The sequence below is a fragment of the Pseudomonas nitroreducens TX1 genome, assembly GCF_000313755.1.
GTDB classification, from domain to species: Bacteria; Pseudomonadota; Gammaproteobacteria; order Pseudomonadales; family Pseudomonadaceae; genus Pseudomonas; species Pseudomonas nitroreducens_A.
Genome location: NZ_AMZB01000128.1, coordinates 45,145 through 63,556, shown reverse-complemented (window position 1 = coordinate 63,556; position 18,412 = coordinate 45,145). Strand labels below are relative to the sequence as shown.

At 65.1% G+C, this 18,412-nt stretch carries 14 protein-coding genes; 3 read left to right on the top strand and 11 right to left on the bottom strand.

Annotated elements, in window-relative coordinates; all coding sequences use genetic code 11:
• Window positions 1-50: 50 nt before the first annotated feature.
• Together C167_RS0123735 and aguA are read left to right on the top strand one after the other, a co-directional pair.
• Window positions 51-692, top strand: coding sequence for a TetR/AcrR family transcriptional regulator (locus C167_RS0123735; protein ID WP_017520801.1), 642 nt, complete (start codon window positions 51-53; stop codon window positions 690-692).
• Window positions 693-966: 274 nt separating this feature from the next.
• Window positions 967-2,076, top strand: a complete 1,110-nt coding sequence (gene aguA / locus C167_RS0123730) for an agmatine deiminase (protein ID WP_017520800.1) — start codon at window positions 967-969, stop codon at window positions 2,074-2,076.
• A 221-nt stretch (window positions 2,077-2,297) separates the two neighbouring features.
• On the opposite strand, the gene C167_RS0123725 is transcribed toward aguA, so the two are convergent.
• Window positions 2,298-3,674 carry an OprD family porin gene (locus tag C167_RS0123725; RefSeq protein WP_017520799.1) on the bottom strand — a complete coding sequence of 459 codons (1,377 nt, stop codon included), beginning with the start codon at window positions 3,672-3,674 and terminating at the stop codon, window positions 2,298-2,300.
• Window positions 3,675-4,572: 898 nt separating this feature from the next.
• On the opposite strand from C167_RS0123725, the gene C167_RS0123715 reads away from it, so the two are divergent.
• Complete coding sequence (locus tag C167_RS0123715) at window positions 4,573-4,875, top strand: integrase core domain-containing protein (protein WP_017520797.1); 303 nt, start codon at window positions 4,573-4,575, stop codon at window positions 4,873-4,875.
• 476 nt (window positions 4,876-5,351) lie between these two features.
• On the opposite strand, the gene C167_RS0123710 is transcribed toward C167_RS0123715, so the two are convergent.
• From C167_RS0123710 to C167_RS0123665, 10 genes are all read right to left on the bottom strand, one after another.
• Window positions 5,352-6,473, bottom strand: a complete 1,122-nt coding sequence (locus tag C167_RS0123710) for a polysaccharide biosynthesis/export family protein (RefSeq protein ID WP_017520796.1) — start codon at window positions 6,471-6,473, stop codon at window positions 5,352-5,354.
• Window positions 6,474-6,504: 31 nt separating this feature from the next.
• On the bottom strand, window positions 6,505-7,905 hold the full coding sequence (locus tag C167_RS0123705) for an undecaprenyl-phosphate glucose phosphotransferase (RefSeq protein ID WP_017520795.1): 1,401 nt from the start codon (window positions 7,903-7,905) through the stop codon (window positions 6,505-6,507).
• Window positions 7,906-8,007: 102 nt separating this feature from the next.
• Window positions 8,008-8,883, bottom strand: a complete 876-nt coding sequence (gene rfbA, locus C167_RS0123700) for a glucose-1-phosphate thymidylyltransferase RfbA (RefSeq protein ID WP_017520794.1) — start codon at window positions 8,881-8,883, stop codon at window positions 8,008-8,010.
• Entirely contained in the window at window positions 8,880-9,998 is a 1,119-nt protein-coding gene (locus tag C167_RS0123695) for a glycosyltransferase family 4 protein (RefSeq protein ID WP_017520793.1), read from the bottom strand. Before C167_RS0123695 ends, rfbA begins: the two co-directional genes overlap by 4 nt.
• 21 nt (window positions 9,999-10,019) lie before the next feature.
• Window positions 10,020-12,635, bottom strand: a complete 2,616-nt coding sequence (locus tag C167_RS0123690; protein ID WP_017520792.1) for a GH39 family glycosyl hydrolase — start codon at window positions 12,633-12,635, stop codon at window positions 10,020-10,022.
• Window positions 12,604-13,836 (bottom strand): glycosyltransferase family 4 protein, encoded by a 1,233-nt coding sequence (locus C167_RS0123685; RefSeq protein ID WP_017520791.1) that lies wholly within the window; start codon window positions 13,834-13,836, stop codon window positions 12,604-12,606. Before C167_RS0123685 ends, C167_RS0123690 begins: the two co-directional genes overlap by 32 nt.
• Window positions 13,833-14,831 carry a glycosyltransferase gene (locus tag C167_RS0123680; protein WP_017520790.1) on the bottom strand — a complete coding sequence of 333 codons (999 nt, stop codon included), beginning with the start codon at window positions 14,829-14,831 and terminating at the stop codon, window positions 13,833-13,835. The genes C167_RS0123685 and C167_RS0123680 overlap by 4 nt, the downstream gene beginning before the upstream one ends.
• A gap of 44 nt (window positions 14,832-14,875) precedes the next feature.
• Entirely contained in the window at window positions 14,876-15,397 is a 522-nt protein-coding gene (rfaH, locus tag C167_RS0123675; RefSeq protein ID WP_017520789.1) for a transcription/translation regulatory transformer protein RfaH, read from the bottom strand.
• The gene (locus C167_RS0123670; RefSeq protein WP_017520788.1) at window positions 15,394-16,143 is read right to left on the bottom strand and encodes a WbqC family protein; all 750 of its coding nucleotides are present in this window, start codon (window positions 16,141-16,143) and stop codon (window positions 15,394-15,396) included. Before C167_RS0123670 ends, rfaH begins: the two co-directional genes overlap by 4 nt.
• Before the next feature lie 28 nt (window positions 16,144-16,171).
• Window positions 16,172-18,385, bottom strand: a complete 2,214-nt coding sequence (locus C167_RS0123665) for a polysaccharide biosynthesis tyrosine autokinase (protein ID WP_017520787.1) — start codon at window positions 18,383-18,385, stop codon at window positions 16,172-16,174.
• Window positions 18,386-18,412 lie beyond the last annotated feature (27 nt).

Here is an 18,412-nt window from a genome sequence, read left to right as displayed (position 1 = left end):
CGAGCGCCCCGGAGCTGGCGTCCAATAGCCGCCCAGCTCCGGAGGTCGTCATGCCCGCACCCTCTCCCACCCGCAAGCCCCGCGCCAGCAGCCAGGCACGCATCAACGTGATCCTCCAGGCAGCCCGCTCCCTGCTGGCCGAGAGCGGCGCCGCGGGCCTGTCGATCTACGCGGTGGCCGAGCGCGCGGAGATCCCACCCTCCTCCGTCTACCACTTCTTCCCCAGCGTGCCGGCCCTGCTCCAGGGCCTGACCAGCGACGTTCACGCCGCCTTCCGCGCCTGCCTGGAGCAACCCGTCGACCACGCCGCCCTGCGCGACTGGCGCGACCTCGCACGGCTGGTGGAGCAGCGCACCCTGGCCGTATATGCCGAGGACGCCGCCGCGCGGCAGCTGATCCTCGCCAGCCATGGCCTCGCCGAAGTCACGCAGGCGGACAGCCAGCACGACGTGCAACTGGGCGCGGCGATGCGCCAGCTGTTCGAGCGCCACTTCGAGCTGCCGCCCCTGCCGCAGGACCTTGAAGTCTTCAGCCTGGCCATCGAACTGGGCGACCGCGTCTACGCCCTCTCCGTGCAACGGCACGGGCAGATCACCGAACGCCTGGCCGAAGAAGGCATGCGGGTGATCGACGCCTACCTCTCGCTGTACCTGCCGCCCTGCCTGCCAAAACGGTCAGCGCCCCTTAAATAATCGATTTTTATCCGATAAAAAACCGGACAATAGTGCGAACCATTTCAATATCGCACTTCATAAACCGATTTTTATCGGCTATAAACCTTCCTATCTGTGGACGCAGCGCCGCGAAACCTTGCCGAGCGACCTATACTGGCCGCTCGCGGCACTCGACGGCGACGCCCCCTCGAATGACACAACCCATTGCGTAGGATGGGAGGAGCGCAGCGATACCCATCGATGAGTATCCGCGTGCGCCCCATCCTGCGAAGCAACCCTCAAGGACCGCCCCATGACCACGCTGACCAGCACTCCCCGCGCCGATGGCTTCCGCATGCCTGCGGAATGGGAACCCCAGACCCAGACCTGGATGGTCTGGCCCGAGCGTCCGGACAACTGGCGCCTGGGCGGCAAGCCCGCGCAGGCCGCCTTCAGCGCCGTGGCCCGCGCCATCGCCCGCTTCGAGCCGGTGACCATCGGCGTTTCCGCCGGCCAGTACGAGAACGCCCGCGCGCAGCTGGCTGACGCGGCCAACATCCGCGTGGTGGAGATCAGCAATGACGACGCCTGGGTGCGCGACACCGGCCCGACCTTCGTCATCAACGACCAGGGCGATGTGCGCGGCGTGGACTGGACCTTCAACGCCTGGGGTGGCCTGGAAGGCGGCCTGTACTTCCCCTGGCACCGCGACGACCAGGTGGCGAGCAAGATCCTCGGCATCGAGCGCTGCGACGGCTACCGCACCGAAGGCTTCGTGCTGGAAGGCGGCTCCATCCACGTGGACGGCGAAGGCACCCTGATCACCACCGAGGAATGCCTGCTCAACCACAACCGCAACCCGCACATGAACCGTGAGGAAATCGAGGCCGTGCTGCGCGAGCACCTGGCCATCGACACCGTGATCTGGCTGCCGGACGGCCTGTTCAACGACGAGACCGACGGACACGTCGACAACTTCTGCTGCTACGTGCGTCCGGGTGAAGTCCTGCTGGCCTGGACCGACGATGTGAACGACCCGAACTACGAGCGCTGCCAGGCCGCCATGCGCGTGCTGGAAAGCGCCCGTGACGCCAAGGGCCGCCAGCTGACCGTGCATAAGATCGTCATCCCCGGCCCGATCCACGCGACCGAAGCCGAGTGCGAAGGCATCGACCTGGTGATCGGCACCCAGCCGCGCGATCCGTCGATCCGCCTGGCCGGCTCCTACGTCAACTTCCTGATCGTCAACGGCGGCATCATCGCCCCGCGCTTCGACGACCCGGCGGACGCCGAGGCCGAGGCGACCCTCAAGCGCATCTTCCCCGAGCACGAGATCGTGATGGTGCCCGGCCGCGAGATCCTCCTTGGCGGCGGCAACATCCACTGCATCACCCAGCAGCAGCCGGCGCCTCAGCAGCGCTGATTCGCTGAGTAATGAAAGGCCGTCGCCCTAACGGAGCGACGGCCTTTTCATTGGCAGAGAAATGCCTCTGTAGGAGCGAGCTTGCTCGCGAACGGCTTCGCAGCGGGGATCATTCGCGAGCACGCTCGCTCCTACAAAAAGCAACGCCCGAAGGTGTGGGGCAGACATGAAAAAGCCGCCGCCTCTTGCGAGGTCGGCGGCTTTTCTGCAGCCCGCAGGAATTACAGCAGCGGGATGGTGTAGCTGACGATCAGGCGGTTTTCGTCCTGGTCGCGCTGGGTCGCGGTGCCCGAGCCGCTGGTCGGCAGACCGCTGCGCAGTGCGGCGTTCTTCCAGGTGAAGCCCAGGCCCTTGAGGGTGCCATCGGGAATCACGTAGGCGAGGGAAATGTCACGCTCCCACTCGCTCTTGTCGCCGTACTTGGTGTCGATGTTGTCACCATGCAGGTACAGGGTCTGGAAGGTCAGGCCCGGCAGGCCGGCCTTGGCGAAGTCGTAGCCGTAGCGGACCTGCCAGGTACGCTCGCCGGCACGCTGGAACTTGCCGATCTGCACGTCGGTGATCAGGTAGGCGGTCGAACCCTCGCCATCGCCACGGTTGAGGAACGGGAAGTCGCTGTCGCCGTTGAGCACCTGGTAGCCCGCGCCGAAGCTATGACCGCTGACGGAGTATGTGAAGAGGCCACTGAATGCGCGGTTGTCCACTTCGCCCTTGGTCACACCATTGCCGTAATAACCGGTGCTGACATAGCCATCGGCGCGGCCGGTGGAGCTGCCGTTCTTACCGTCGGAGCTGCTGTCGAAGGCGCGCAGGTCAGTCTTCAGGACGCCCGGGCCGATGGCCCAGTTGTGCTGCAGGCCCAGGAAATGTTGTTGATAGAAGTCAGTGAGCTGACCGTAGTAGTACTGCAGGGTCAGGTCTTTGTTCAGCTTGTAGTCGCCACCGGCGTAATAGAACTTGTTGCTGTCGCGCGAGCTGGTGGAACTGCCGTTGGCACCGGCAATGCTCAGGCTGCGATTGTCGGTGGAGTTACGGCCCTTGGAGTGCTCCAGTTGACCGGCAGTCAGGGTGAAGTCTTTCAGGTCGGTGGAGGTGACCTGGCCACCTTCAAAGGTGACCGGCAGCAGACGACCATCGTTGTAGGTCACGACCGGCAGCTTGGGCTGCAGGGTGCCGTAACGGAATTCGGTGTTGGACACCTTGGCCTTGGCGGTCAGGCCCAGGCTGCTGAAATCATCCACTGCATCGCCGTGGCTATCCGACGGGAAGACGGTGCCGCCGCGCTGCGAAGAGGACTCGTAGTGAGTGCCGCCGCCGCTGTCGAGCTTCACGCCCAGCAGGCCCAGTGCATCGACGCCGAAGCCGACGGTGCCTTCGGTGAAGCCGGAGCTGTAGTTGAGCAGGAAGCCCTGGCCCCACTCTTCCTGCTTGCTCGGCTCGGCGGTGCCGTTGCGGTTGTCGGTGTTGATATAGAAGTTGCGCAGGGTCAGGTTGGCCTTGCTGTCTTCGATGAAGCCGCCGGCGACGGCGGATTGCGCCAAGCCTGCGGCAGCTATGGCGAGCGCGAGGCTCGATTGCGTGAGAGTGCGGCTTTTCATTGGAATTTCCCCATTTTATTGATCTTGAAACACACCATTCGCAACGACGACTGGCTCCCCCGGGAGTCCGACCGAATGGCAGGCAGCGGCCACGACGTGACGAGCACGACGGGCATGCAGGATTCGTTGGTTGTTTCGACGCCCCGCTAGACGGGAACGAAGCGCAGGCAGGCGGACAGGGATACGGCAGAAGATGGGAAGGGCATGGATCGATTCTCGTGTCTTGTTGTTGTGGCGATGCGCTGGGCATTCGCCACCTGACAAGGCAATCCCCAGGCCAACCGGCCTGCCCTGCCCGACACTACCGTTTTCCGGCCTCCGGCTCGATTTCCGAGCCACTCCCCCCAAGGCCAGGTCAGCGGAAAACCGCCACACTACCGCAACGGACTGGCGGTTTACCGCCACCCTCTTCTGCTCTGCCCGAGACAGCTCGCGGCAACGCAGGGCAACGATAAAAGAACCGTCATAAATCCAAAAAGAATTAATTATTAATATGTAATTTCTTTATGGAATATATGATACACGTCTCAACCGCCCATGGCTGCTTCCCTCTGGAGGTACTCCCTACGGCCAGTGGCGTGTAGGAGAATGCCTCGCCAGCAGACGGAATCACTTTCGCAGCGCGCCAATTCGCTCGCTACGTCAACCTAGAAATTCCATCTGGGCGCTGGACCTGACCGGCAAGCAGTATGTCCACGGGAAACAGCACCGGATCCTCGGGATGATCGATCACGACACACGCTGTTTGATTGACCTGCGACCCGTGCCGAATAAATCCGCGTGGACATTGCTCGGGTAGCTATTCCTCGCCATCGGGCGTTACGGCAAACCGCAGACTTTGCGCACCGGCAACGAACGGAATTTCACAGGTCGAGTATTTACCCAAGCGCTGAAGTGAATGGGCATTCGCCACCAACGCTGCGAGGTCGGTTGCCCCTGGCAGAACGGACGGATCGAGCGGTTGTTCGGCACGCTGAAACGTAAGCTCGATCAGTGGCGCGTAGCGAATGACGAGCAACTGCAAGCGGCGCTGAGGATATTTTCGTTCTGGTACAACGCCGTACGGCCGCACCAGAACCTGAAAGGACAAACACCGCTGGAAGCCTGGGCCGGGGGCGATCCTTTTGAGCGGCTGCCGAAACGGGTGGAGTGGTTCGAGGCCTGGGACGGATTGCTGAGCCGGTTTTATCTGAGCAGATAATTCTGTTGGCTAGTTTGCGCAGGGAAATCAGCTGTCCACGGATCGGCAGAATTCGCCTGGCTGGGCCATGGGAATTTCCATTTCCCAGGCGGTTTTCGGGCCGAAAACCGACGGATGGTCGGTGATGGAGGGGAATTCCCAGCACTTCACCCAAGAAAACCATTCCGCCAACTGGCCGGGAAATTGGTTTGGACACTTGGACGGGACAGAGAGGCAAAAAAAACCCGCCGGCGCTGCAACGCGGGCGGGTTCGGGACCCTGTGCTAGGGGAAGGCCCCAAAGGAGAGTGGCAGACATCTGTCAGCCTTAAGGAGTGGCGCAGCACTGCGCCGGCCGAGGGGATAGTGGCCAACAGCCTGCAACCAGTCGATTCCAACAAGCCTCCCTCAGTCGTAGGAAAATTCCCTAGTCGTAAGGGGCTCGGCGAGACCCAGGGTCAGGCCGGTCCACGGTTGCCCTCCGGACCTCCCGCGCCATCAGTTGCCGCCCACGGCGGCGCTGGTGCTGACGATGCTGGCCGATGGCAGCAGCTGGCTGATGAAGCGGTTCCAACGGGTGATGTTGGCCGGTCCGATGAACACCACGTCCTGCGGCTGCATGGCGAATTCCTTGGCCAGGGCATAGGCCGTCGGGCGCTTGGCTTCCAGGTGGAAGACCTGCGCCTGGAAGGTACCCGGCGCTGTGCCGGCGACCGGTTCCGGGTTGCCACGGATCACGTAGACCGAGTCGCCATCGGAGGTTTCCGGAGCCAGGCCGCCGGCATTGCCGAGCACTTCCAGCAGGGAAAGGCCGGTGGTGCGATAGGTGACCACTTGCGGGCGTTCCACCTCGCCGACCACATAGACTTTCTTGCGGTCGTTGTAGGGCAGGTGGATCTGGTCACCCTTCTTCAGGTAGATGCCGCTCAGGGTCGAACCGGAGCGGTTCAGCGCGTCGACGTCGAGCACGTACTCGCGGCCATCACGCTTGAGCGTCAGCCCCGAAAGGTCCGCTTCACCGGTAATCACACCGGCCTTGCTGACTGCCTGCACCAGGGTGGTGGGCGTGTTGTTCAGCTCGACCTGGCCGCCATTCTGGAAGGCGCCGGAAAGCACCACGAACTGGCTCGCATAGCGCAACACGGTGACGTCCACCTGCGGGTCGACTATGCCCTTGTTCGCCAGCCGCCGGGCCAGGCTCGAGCGCAATTGCGCCGGGGTCTGCCCTTCGGCCCGCACCACGCCGGCGTAGGGGAAGAAGATGTTGCCGTCGGCGCCAACCACGCGGCCGTTGGCTTCCATCTGCTGGGTCGAGCCGGGGCTGGTCAGTTCCGGGTGATCCCAGACGGTCACCAGCAGCACGTCGCCGCCGCCGATCACGTAGTCCTCCTGGGGCGGACGGTAGTTGAGCAACTCCGCAGGTACGCCGGGCCTGGCGGCGAACGCGGCCTCCTGGCGTTGCAGCACCTGGGGCGTGATGGGCACGAGGGTGATGTTCATTCCCTCCTTTTGTGCCTCGCGTTGGATATCGGAATCCGTCATGTGCTGACCGGGGGAGAACACGCAGCCTTGTAGCGCCAGACTGCCGACTACAAAGCTGAAAGCGAGCAGGTTTTTCATGGCAATCCTTCCTTGAAGCGTGTGTGAAAACTCAATAGGCATTGCGGTGGACGAAACCCTTGAACAGGGTCAGCAGGACAATCTTCAGGTCCCACCAGACGGACCAGTTCTCGATGTAGTCCAGGTCGAACTCGATGCGCTTCTGCATCTTCTCCAGGGTGTCTGTTTCGCCACGCCAGCCGTTCACCTGGGCCCAGCCAGTGATGCCTGGCTTGACCTTGTGACGCAGCATGTAACGGCTGACCTGACGCCGGTATTGCTCGTTGTGCGCTACGGCGTGGGGGCGTGGGCCGACCACGGACATGTCGCCGAGCAAGACGTTGAAGAACTGTGGCAATTCATCCAGCGAGGTGCGCCGCAGAAAGGCGCCCAGCGGGGTGATGCGGCAATCGTTGCGCGAGGCCTGGGTGACGGTGTCGCCGTCTTCCATCACCGTCATGCTGCGGAATTTCCAGACGCGGATGGGCCGGCCGTCCATGCCGTAGCGGGTCTGGCGGAACAGCACCGGCCCGCGCGAGGTGAGCTTCACGGCAATCGCGATCAGCAGCATGGGCACGGCGATCAGCAGCAGGATCAGCGAGGCCAGCACCACGTCCTCGATGCGCTTGAGCACGGCGTTGGGGCCGTCCATGGGCGTATCGAAGATGCTGATGGTGGCCAGCCCGTTGATGCTTTCGCTGCGCGCGTGCAGCAGGTCGAACATGAACAGGTCGGGGATCAGGTAGACCGACACCGTGGTGTCGGACAGCTCGCGGATCAGCTCGTTGAGCAGCGGCTCGCGGGACAGCGGCAGGGTCAGGTAGACCTTGTCGATCTGTCCGGAACGGGCGGCCTCGATCAGCGCCAGGCGATCGCCTTTCACCGGCACCCGTTCGCCCAGCTCCATCTGCTGCGGGCGGTCGTCGTAGAAGCCGATCAGGCGCAGGCCCATCCAGGGCGCGGCGAGGATGGTCTCGGCCAGCCTTGCGCCGACTTCGCCGGTGCCGTAGATGGCCACGTTGCGGCTGTTGAAGCCGTGGCGGCGGGCGACGCGCAGCAGCATGCGGATGGCCAGGCGGTAGCCGCCCATGATCAGCAGCGCCACGGCAAACCAGCCCAGGCGCCGGGGTTCTTCCAGGTCTACGTGGCGCAGGGAGATATCCAGCAGCAGCACGGCGAAGAACGCCAGCGACCAGTAGAGGGTGACGCTCAGTGACTCGCGCAGCAGCGACTCGCCGCGCCACGACCCGTAGAGCTGGTTCAACTCGCCGAGCCAGTGGAACAGCATCACGCAGAGCAGCACCGAGACCCAGAGTTGAGCGTCCAGCACGCCGCTGCCGGCGCTGAGCAGTACGACTCCGGTGAGCACGATCACCAGGATGTCACTCAAACGGTGCGCCAGCGAGATCAGCGACTGGTGCGCACGCAGGATTCCTTTCGTCTTGTTGGGCATGATGACCTCACGACTGCCGGCGTCGCTCCTGGCGCCGCTGCATCGCAGTCCGTTATCGGGCGCAATGCCGGCCAGCCCGCCTCGGGCTCGCCGGGTGCGGGTTCACTGTCGCTTGTCCAGCAGCAGTTGCTGCAGGTAGCGGCCATAGCCGGTCTTGCTCAGGCGTTCGGCCTGCAGCGCCAGCAGCGTCTCGCTGAGCCAGCCCTGCTGGAAGGCGATTTCCTCCAGGCAGGCGACCTTCAGTCCCTGGCGCTCCTCGATGGTCTGCACGAAATGGCCGGCTTCCATCAGCGACTCGTGGGTGCCGGTGTCCAGCCAGGCGAACCCACGGCCGAGCAGGCTCACGTGCAGTTCGCCCAGCTCCAGGTAAAGGTTGTTGATGTCGGTGATTTCCAGCTCGCCGCGGGCCGAGGGGCGGATTCGGCGGGCCATTTCCACTACTCGGTTGTCGTAGAAATACAAACCGGTGACGGCGTAGTTCGAGCGCGGAACGCGGGGCTTTTCCTCGATGGAAAGCACGCGGCCGTTGGCATCGAACTCGACCACGCCAAAGCGTGCGGGATCGGCCACCTGATAGCCGAACACGGTGGCGCCACGGGTGCGCGCGGCGGCCTCGCGCAGGGTTTCGGTGAAGCCCTGGCCGTAGAAGATGTTGTCGCCCAGCACCAGGCACACCGAGTCGTCGCCGATGAACCGGGCGCCGATCAGGAAGGCCTGCGCCAGGCCATCGGGCGAGGGCTGCACGGCGTATTCCAGATGCACCCCGAACTGTTCGCCGTCACCCAGCAGCGCACGGAAGTTCGGCAGGTCGGTGGGCGTGCAGATGAGCAGGATGTCGTCGATGCCGGCGAGCATCAGCACCGACAGCGGGTAGTAGATCATCGGCTTGTCGTAGATCGGCAGCAGTTGCTTGGATACGCCCAGGGTGATGGGATGCAGTCGCGTGCCGGAGCCTCCGGCGAGGATGATGCCCTTCATGATCTGCCTCCTTGCTTGGCGATCTGTTTGGCGTCGAAACGCGCCGGGTAGTCCGAGCGCTCCATCAGAAAGCTGTCGATCAGGCTGGAGAGCCTCAGTGCGGAGATATCCCAGGAGTAACGCAGCACGTTCTCCTGCCCCAGCCGGCGCAGGTCGGCGCGCAACTTGTGGTCGAGCAGCACGCGGCGCAGGGCCTTGGCCATGCCCGGCGGATCCAGCGGGTCGAAATACAGCACCGAGTTGCCCAGCACCTCGGGGATAGAGGCGCTGCTGGCGGCCACCACCGGGCAGCCACAGGCCTGCGCTTCCAGCGGCGGAATGCCGAAGCCTTCGTACAGTGACGGGAAGGCAAAAACGGCGGCGTTGCGGTACTGCTCGATCAGTTGGTCATCGTCCAGCCGGCCCAGCCAGCGCACGCGGTCGCCCTGCCCGCTCTGCTGCAATTGCGCGTCGACGAAGCTGCGGTTGGCGGCGCCAACGATGCGCAGTTCCACATCGAGGTCGTCGAGCAGGCGGAAGGCTTCGATCAGCCGGGCGAAGTTCTTGTGCGCGGCTGGCGAGGACACCGCCAGCACGTAGGGACGCTCGAGCAACGTCGGCTCCAGGCCGGTGCAGAACTCGGCGGACACCGCATTGGCGATCACGTGGATGCCCTGGGGGTCGATGCCATAGTGCGTGGCGATCTCCTGGCGGGAGAACTCGCTGACCGTGACCTGCGCCAGCGAGCGGCGCAGCATCAGCGGGATCATCACGCGGTACAGCGCGCGGAACTTCCAGGAGAAACTTTGCGGATGGCGCACGTAGGTGATGTCGTGGTGCGTCACCAGTTGTTTCGAATAGGCCAGCGGCGCCGTGCTGCACAGCGAAACCAGCAGCGGCCGGCCGTGACGGGCCAGCCACAGCGGCAGGTCGACCTGCTCCCAGAGGTGCCCGCGGCGCTGGCCGACCTGCTCGACGTTCAGCTGGTGGGCGATGTCCGGGCGGAGGATTTCACCGGGCGGTGCGACGAAACGCAGGTCGCTGCGCAGCCGTGCCAGCGACAGCGAGATCTGCTCGGCGAAGCGCTGGACACCGCTCACCTGCTGGGTGAGGAAACGCGCATTGATGATGATCATGACGGGTTCTCCGCGCAGGGGTCAGCGCAACGACAGTTGCGGGGCCGACGCACTACGCACCAGGGTGGGCGAGGCGTCGATGCGGATATCGGCCTGGCAGTCACCACCGCCTGCGGGGCACTGCCAGGGCACCGGCCGGCCGTCGCGGCGGGCTATTCCCTCGACGGCGTCCAGGCGCCAGAGGGTGTCGCTGCTGCCGGGCTTGCTGGTGATGTTCAGGGTCTGCTCGTGGCCCAGGGTCCAGGCCACCAGGATTTCCTCGCTGGCCTTGGCGAAGCGCAGCAGGTAGACGTTCGGGTCCTCGTTCGGCACGCGGCCGACGAAGCGGTAGCGACCGATGATGTCGGCGATGCTGGCCATGGCGTGGTAAGCGGGCTTGGGCTGGCCACTGGCGGTGAGCAGGCCGAAGTTGTGCTCCATGTCCGTGCGGTCGATGCCGTCATCCACCAGGTCGTACCACCAGGCACCCTTCACGTTCGGCAGGCTGCGCACCAGCACATAGGCGCGAGCCAGGTAGGCGGCCTGGCGTTCGCGGCTGATGCCGCAATCGCCTTCGTGGGCCGGCCAGCTGAACTCGGTGAAGTACAGCGGGACCGGTTTGCCGGCAGCGGTTTCCAGCTTCCGGTTCACGCCCTGGAACCAGTTCAGCCAGCCTTCGGGAGTGGACATCTCGCCCTCGCAGTACACCGAGGGGTGTAGCGAGATACCGTCGACGACATCCAGCGCGCCACCGGCGACGATGCGCTCGGCGAAGCCCTGGCGAATGCCCTTGAGGGTGACGGCTCCAGCGAGCACCTTGGCCTGCGGGTCTTCCTCGCGGATCACCTTGGCGGCCGCGCGCACCAGGGTCAGGTAGTCGTCGCTGAAGTCCTTGTCGGTGGCGTTTTCCGAGTCCCACTCGTTCCACACTTCGTAGAAGGCGACCTGCCCCTTGAAGCTGCGCACCACGTAGCGCACGTAACGCAGGTAGCCCTCGCGGGAGGCGTCGTCGCGCGGCTTGGCGTTGCCGTAGAACTGGTTCTCGTTGCCCAGGATCAGCAGCGTATCGATCCCCAGGCTGCGGGTGCTGCGCAGTTGTGCACGCCAGGCGGCGTCGATGGACAGGACGCCGCGCTCGCGTTCGACGCTGGACCAGTAGGCATCGTCGCGGAACGACAGGATGCCGGCCTCGCGGGCCAGGCGATTGATGCCGTCGCGGTTGCCCGCGCGGATATTCTGGTGGGTGCTGGCGCCGACGATGAATTCCGCCGGGCCGAGGCTTTCCACCGGCGCTTCCTTGGCCATGCCGGGCGGCGATTGCAACACGCCGCCGAGCAGTAGCGCACAGGCCAGCAGGCTGAGCATGCCGCCTTGCAGGCGCAGGGTGCGCGGCGCCGGTTGCGGCGCGGTCTCGCCCGGCAGGCGCAGGGCGCGGCCGATGGCCAGGCCGAGGAACAGGCTGGGGATCGGCGACTCGAGCACGTCGCTGGTCCAGCCGATGAGCAGGATGCAGTAGGCGATGCCGAGCAGCGCGCGGGCTTCGCGGCCAGGTTGGCGCTGCAGGCGCATCAGCATCGGCACCGCCAGCAGGTAGAGCGCGATCCCGGCCACGCCGAACAGGCACCAGAGGTAGAGCAGCGAGTTGTCCGCCACCGCCAGTTGCTCGACGCCGAAGATCGGGAAGGCTGCGTAGGCGCTGCCGGTCATGCCCAGCCCGGCGCCGGTGTAGATCCAGCCGTTGTAGTCCATCACCTTGATCAGGTTCGGCCAGGTGTTGACCAGGCGATCCACCATCGAACCCATCAAATTATCCCCGGTGGCGCTGGCCAGGTATGGGTCGACATGCGAATACAGGCCGTACAGCGGCAGCAGCAACGCACCGAGCACCACCAGCAGCGAGGCGATCAGGAACAGCAGGCGCTGGCGGCTGATGCTCATCACCATCAGGGCGAAGAAGAAGGCGCCGGCGGAGGACTTGTTGGTGGTGAGCACTATGCCCACCAGCGCGATCAGGTAGATCAGCCCGCGCACCGGCAACGCCAGGCGGAACGAGCCCAGGTACAGGCTGAAGATCGCCAGCATCATCGCCAGGCTCGAGGACATCCGCGAGAAACCGGCGATGCGGTCCAGGCCGTAGGCGCTCCAGGAGCGGTTGCCGCTGATCTCGACGCCGCCCATGGAGTAGGTGTAGCCCTTCCACGGCACGTTGATGGTCAGGTCCAGGGCGATGCCCAGCAGGGATGCGATCAGGCAGAAGAAGATGAACCAGCCCAGCGCCTTGCGGTGCATTTCCAGGTAGGGGCCGCAGAGCAGGCCGAACAGCAGTGGCGCGTAGATGAAAACCGAGAAGAAGCCACTCTTGAACTCGGCGCCATGCAGCCGGCCGAGCAGCAGCGAGGCCGCTGCGAGGATCAGCAGCAACCACAGGCCACGTTGCTGCGGGCGGGTGAACAATTCCCAGGCCACCGCGACGACGCAGGCCACCTTGGGCAGGTAGACGATGGCCGACAGGCCGGCCTGGTCGGTATAGAAGCGCAACGCGCCGTTGAAGGTTTCCACCAACAGCAACGCCACCAGCACCCCGAGCGCCAGCAGGGAGCGATCGAAGGTCACCCGGCGGTCGAGCTCAAAGCGTGGATACGGGGATTGCATTTCCATGCTGGACTCCGCGGCTAAGCAGGGTGTGGCGAAGGATGGTTTCGTACTCGTCGAGCATCCGTTGCACGCTGAGCATCGGCGCCACGACGTCATGGGCGCGCCCGGCCAGGCGCAGGCGCAGCGCCGGGTCCTGCACCAGGCGGGCAATGGCATCGCCCAGCGAGGCGCTCTGCTCCGGCGAGCAGAGCAGGCCATTGATTTCGTCCTGGACGATTTCGCTCAGGCCGCCCATGCCCGAAGCGATTACCGGCAGGTGATGCGCGCAGGCTTCCAGCGCCACCAGGCCAAAGGATTCCGGCGACAGGCTGGGCACCACCGCGACGTCGATCTCGCCGAAGAACTCGGCCGCCTGGCGGTAGCCGACAAAGTGCACGCGCTGCGGGTCGGCAAGGCTCTTGAGCTGGTTCACGTAGTCCGGGTCGCCACGGCCGGCGATCAGTAGCGAGGCATCCTCGCCGCGCGCCTGGAACTGCTCGATCAACCATTCCACGCCCTTGTTCGGCGTCAGCGCGCCGATGAAGCCGAAGCGCAGCGGACGATGCCCGGCGGCTGACGGTGCAACGGGCGCATCCACCATCGGAGTGCCGTTGTAGACGACATGGGCTTGGCTGCCGGCGAAATACCCGGCTTCGAGCAGCGCATTGAGCTGGTAGCGACTGACACCGACTACTGCATCGACCTCGCGCGAGGCCGCCGCATGGGATCGCCGCAGCAGCGCGCAGGGGGCGCATTGCTGCTCGCAGTGGCGGCCTTTGTGGAAGCGCACGCCGCGCGGGCAGGTCAGGTACTGGTCATGGAGGATCTGCACGATAGGCAGGCCGGCGGCGCGGATCGCATCCCACGCGGAGATCGACCAGCCCGACAAGTTGTGGCAGACCACCACGTCCGGCTCGACCTCACGCAGCACCTTGGCCAGCACGTTGCGCATGCCGGCGTTGTAGCGGTCCAGCGCATGCCAGGCGAGGCGCTTCAGCGCGCCGTAGCGCTTGCCGTCGAATGGCCAATAAAGGTTGCGCACGCCAGCGCGCAGCACCGCAATACCGTCCAGCGTCTCACATTGCAAACCGGCCTCCGGCCCGGTGCAGAGCACCCGGACCTCATGGCCGCGAGCGCGCAGGCCCTCGGCCATGTGCTGCAGCATGACTTCCGTCCCGCCCCCGATGTGCGGGGCGTAGAGGGTGTTGAGCAGCAGCACTCTCATAGTGGGTAGGTCCGGTTCATGCCCAGTGCGCCGGCCTCGCCATCGCGGATCGCCTGCAGCAGCAGGGCCAGGCGGCTTTCGCGCTGATGGCGGCGGGCGAAGAAGTGCAGCAGGCGGAGGAAAACCCAGCGGTTGAAGCGGTACATCAGCGGCGAGGTAACCCACAGGTTCTTGTCGAACCAGGCCTGGTTGCGCGCGGCGTAGTAGGCACGCAGGTCGGAACTGCCGAGCAGGTAGGTCTCGTAGATGTTGGAAGTGCGCGCCTTGATGTTCCAGGAGTTCTCCAGGTCGTCCAGTCCCGCCTCGGGCACCAGGTAGAGGTGGCCACCCAGGGCGCCGATGCGGAAGGTGTACTCGGTGTCGTCGGCGTAGAGCACCAGGTCGCGGCGTGGCAGGCCGATGCGGCGGAACAGGTCGGCATGCCCGAGCAGGCCGCCGTAATAGGCGAACGGCAGTTCCAGCAGCGGCTGCACGGGGCGCGGCTTCGGTCTGCCCCAGGGCGTGCGTCGCCAGAGCTTGTAGGGCAGTTGGCGGACGTGGAATCCGAAATAGCTGGAGCGCGGCGGCGCGATGAAACGGGTCGGCACGCCGGAGGCGACATCGGCCTGGTGGGTGGGGCGAAAGCCCAGCACGGCAGTGTTGTCGGAGCCGTGGCGCAAGGCGCAATCGATCAGGCGCTGCTTGAGCAGCGGGAACGATCCCGGCGTCGGCGCGTTGTCGTCATCCATCAGCCAGATGAAGTCGCAGCCGGTATTCAGCGCAGCTTCGATGCCCACCGCATAGCCATTGGCCGAGCCGGTGTTGCTGTCCAGTTCGATGACCTGCACGCGGTTGGGCCAGAGTCGGAACAACTGGTCCAGCTCCGCCACCGAGGCATTGCTGACGACGATGGCGCGGGTGATCTCCGGCTCGCGGAAGGCGCGGGCCAGCAGTTCTTCCAGGTATTGCAGGCGATCGCCATAGGTCAGCGTCACCAGCACGGTCGATCCAGTCATCTCGCCACTCCTCCTTGTACTTGGCCCTGTGAACGCCTGGTGCCTCAGGCGCGCCAGCCTTCATTGCCGCCCACCGCCGAGAGCTGGCTGAGCGGGACCCGGATGCGTTGTTCGCGTTGCAGCAGGTTGAGCAGGATCAGCGCGCGCTCGGCGCCGTCGTCGCAGAGGAAGATGGCCTCCACCTCGCATTCGCCGGCGCACTTCACGCGCACCACCTGGCCCTGGTGGAAGCCACTGGATGGCCGTTCGGGCATCGCCGCCAGGCGCAGGCGGATGCCCTCCACCAGCTCGTCACCCACCGCCAGCGGCTGCGCGCCGAAGCTGACGATGCGCGCCACGCCGCGGGTGGAGCGGATCGGGAACCAGTTGTCGTGCTGCTGATCGAGGCGGATGAACAGGTAGCCGGGGAACAGCGGTTGCGACCGGCTGCCTTGCTTGACCATCGGGCGATAGCAGGAGAAGCCCTGGCGGCCGAGGTTCTGCTCGGCACGCAGTTCCTGGTGCGGCTTGGTCTGGATCAGGTACCAGCGGTACTGCGCGGCATTGACGGCGGAAACGGCACTCATGACTCGTACTCCCCAAGCAGATCCGACGAGGGAGCGGGCCGCTCCAGCGTGTAGCGGCCCAGCAGCCGCTGCATCTCGTCCGGTGGGTTGAACATCAGCACGTCGATGATCGACAGGCGGGGGACGAAATCCGGGCTGAACTGCGGGTAGCTCAGCTCGTCCATGCGCAGGAACTGCAGGTCCAGCCCGTGGGCCTGGAACACCGCGGGCGAGTACAGGTGACGGCCGCCTTCGGGATTGAGATAGACGTCTCCGCCCGCCTGCTTCACCGCTTCGATCAGGCGCTGGTCGCGGCCGATATCCTCGGCCAGGTCCAGCTCGGAGACCCGCGCCATGGGCGTGTCGATGCCCAGGTAGTGGCAGATGCGGCGGATCGAATGCTCGGCGAAGTGCGACAGGTTGCGCTCGGGGTGTTCGAGAATCTCCTCCAGCAGCGGCATCACCTGCCCGTAGCAGGGGGCGCGGTGGTACGCATGGCGGATGGTGTGCAGCAGGCGCTGGTTGCTCCGGCGCAACTCCGCGCTCAGCCTTCGCTCGTTGATCGCCTGGGTCTGCGAACCCTGTTCCAGCGGAAAGCTGAATTGCCAGATCTTCCCGCCGACCAGCAGGCGATTGCGATTGATCCAGCCACGCCGGGTGTACTGCAGGCTGTCGCCGAGAATGAACAGACTGCTCGCGGCGATCAGCTGGAAGTACCCCAGGTAGGGGAACAAGTACGGCTGCATGAGGCTGACGATATGAACCATGGCGGCATCCCTTCCCTAGATTCCCTGCTCAGTCCTTGGCGTCGTAGCGGTAGGCGTACGCGCCGTAGTCGTACGCCGCGGTCGAGGCCTTGCGCTTCACGCCATTGAGGATCGCGCCCTGCAGGTGGATGCCGCTCTGCCCCAGACGGCGGCGGGCGGTGTCGATCTCGCTCGCCGGGCTCTGGCCGAAACGCGTCACCAGCAGGCTGATGCCGCACAGCCGGCCGACCAGGGCGGCGTCGGTCACCGCCAGCACCGGCGGGGTGTCGACTATCACCAGGTCGTACATCGCTGAGGCATCGCGCAGCAGCTGGGCGAAGTTGTCGTGCATCAGCAGCTCGGACGGGTTGGGCGCGGCGAAGCCGCAGGAGATGAAGTCCAGCTCCGGCACCTCGGTGGGCAGGATCACTTCGCTGAGCGGGCGGTGCGAACTCAGCGCATCGGACAGGCCATGGCGCGGCGTCAGCCCGAACACGCGGTGCAGGTAGCCCTTGCGCATGTCGGCGTCGATCAGCAGGGTCCGCAGGCCCGTTTGCGCGACGATGGCTGCCAGGTTGCTGGAGATGAACGACTTGCCGGCGCCCGGCGCCGGGCTGGTGAGCATCACCACGTTGTTGCGCGCTTCGAGCAGGGCGAAATGCAGGTTGGTGCGCAGGCTGCGGATCGCCTCGTTGGCCAGGTCGCCCGGGGCGGACGCGGCCAGCAACTTGGGCGTGTGGCCGAGGATGTCGCCCTTGCGCTCCTTCTCCAGGCGCTCCTGTTGCCGTGAATAGGGAACCGCGGCAAGCACCGAGAGGCCGAGCTGTTCGATCGCCTCGGGGTTCTCCACGCCACGGTAGAAGGCCTGGCGCAGGAACAGGATGCCCAGCGCGACGCAGAAGCCGAGCAGGGTGGCGAGCAGCACGATGACCTTGCGCATGGGCTTGGCCGGTTGCTCGACGTTGGCCTGGGCGGTGTCGATCACCCGCACGTTGCCGATGGTGCCGGCGCGGATGATGTCCTGCTCCTGGGCCTTGTTCAGCAGGCTGGTGTAGGTCTGCCGGGTGACCTGCATGTCACGGGACAGGCGCAGCAGCTCCTGCTGGGTGGCCGGCAGGGTCTGGATGCGTTTCTGCAGTTGCGCCTTGCGGTCCTCCAGGCTGCCCATCTGCTTGTTCAGCGCCTGGTACAGCGGGTGCGAGGGCGTGTAGAGGCGGTCGTACTCGGCGCGCTTGAGCCTGAGTTCGGAGAGCTGGTTGTCGATCCCCACCACCTGGTCCAGCACGCCGCGCGTCTCGACGCTGATGTCGGCGGACTTGGCGGTGGTCTGGTAGGCGTTGTAGGCGGCCTCGGCCTTCTCCAGGTCCATGCGCACCACCGGCAGTTGCGAGCGGAGGAACTGCAGGCGCTGCGAAGCTTCGGCGGAACTGCGCTCGACGTTCTGCAGCACATAGAGATGGCTGATCTTGTCGAGAATGCGGTCGGCCTGTTGCGGGTTGGGGTCCTCCAGGGTCATGTAGATAATCCCCGAGTCCTTGCCGGCCTCGGCCACCTTGAGCAGCTTCTGGTAGTTCAGGGTGGTGGTCAGCAGGCGGTTCTTCGCCACGATGAACTCGGTGCCAGGGCGCGCCACCAGCTCGTCGACCTCGATGCTGAAGCCTTTTTCCATCACCGGCTTCTTCAGCTCGCCACGCAGGATCAACTGGTCGTCGGCGTTGAGCAGGTGATAGGCGTCACCGCCATCGGCCACCAGGGTCAGCGGCTCGCCCAGGTATTCCTCCGGCACGTCGAGGGAAAACACCTTGATCTGCTCGCCACCCCAGCCGTAGGCGCCCATGCCCAGCCAGGGCGCGGCCAACGTCTGCCCGGCCTCGGGCTTGTAGTGCCGCGCCAGGTAGTCACCGATCAGCGGCATGCGCCTGGGCTTGGCGATGATGTCGAGCTTCAGCAGCTCGACCGCCCTGCCCAGCACGGCGCGGGATTTCAGCAGCTCGATCTCGGTGGCGGCGATCGACACTGAGTCGGGGCGATTGATCACCTCCGGCGTGCCGTTCAGGCCGTTCTTCTTCTGCTCGATCTGGATCATCGCGCCGGAGACGTAGATCGGCGTGGCGACCACCGCGTAGAAGAGCCCGAGCGCCGCGAACAGGCCGGTGACGGCGATGATCATCTTCTTGTGATCGAACAGCAGGCGCAGCAGGCCGGCAACGTCGATGCGGGTGTCCTGGAGCGTTTCCAGGGACGAGCGGGGCATGACACTCATGGACTTCCATCCTCCATTGAGGTGGCG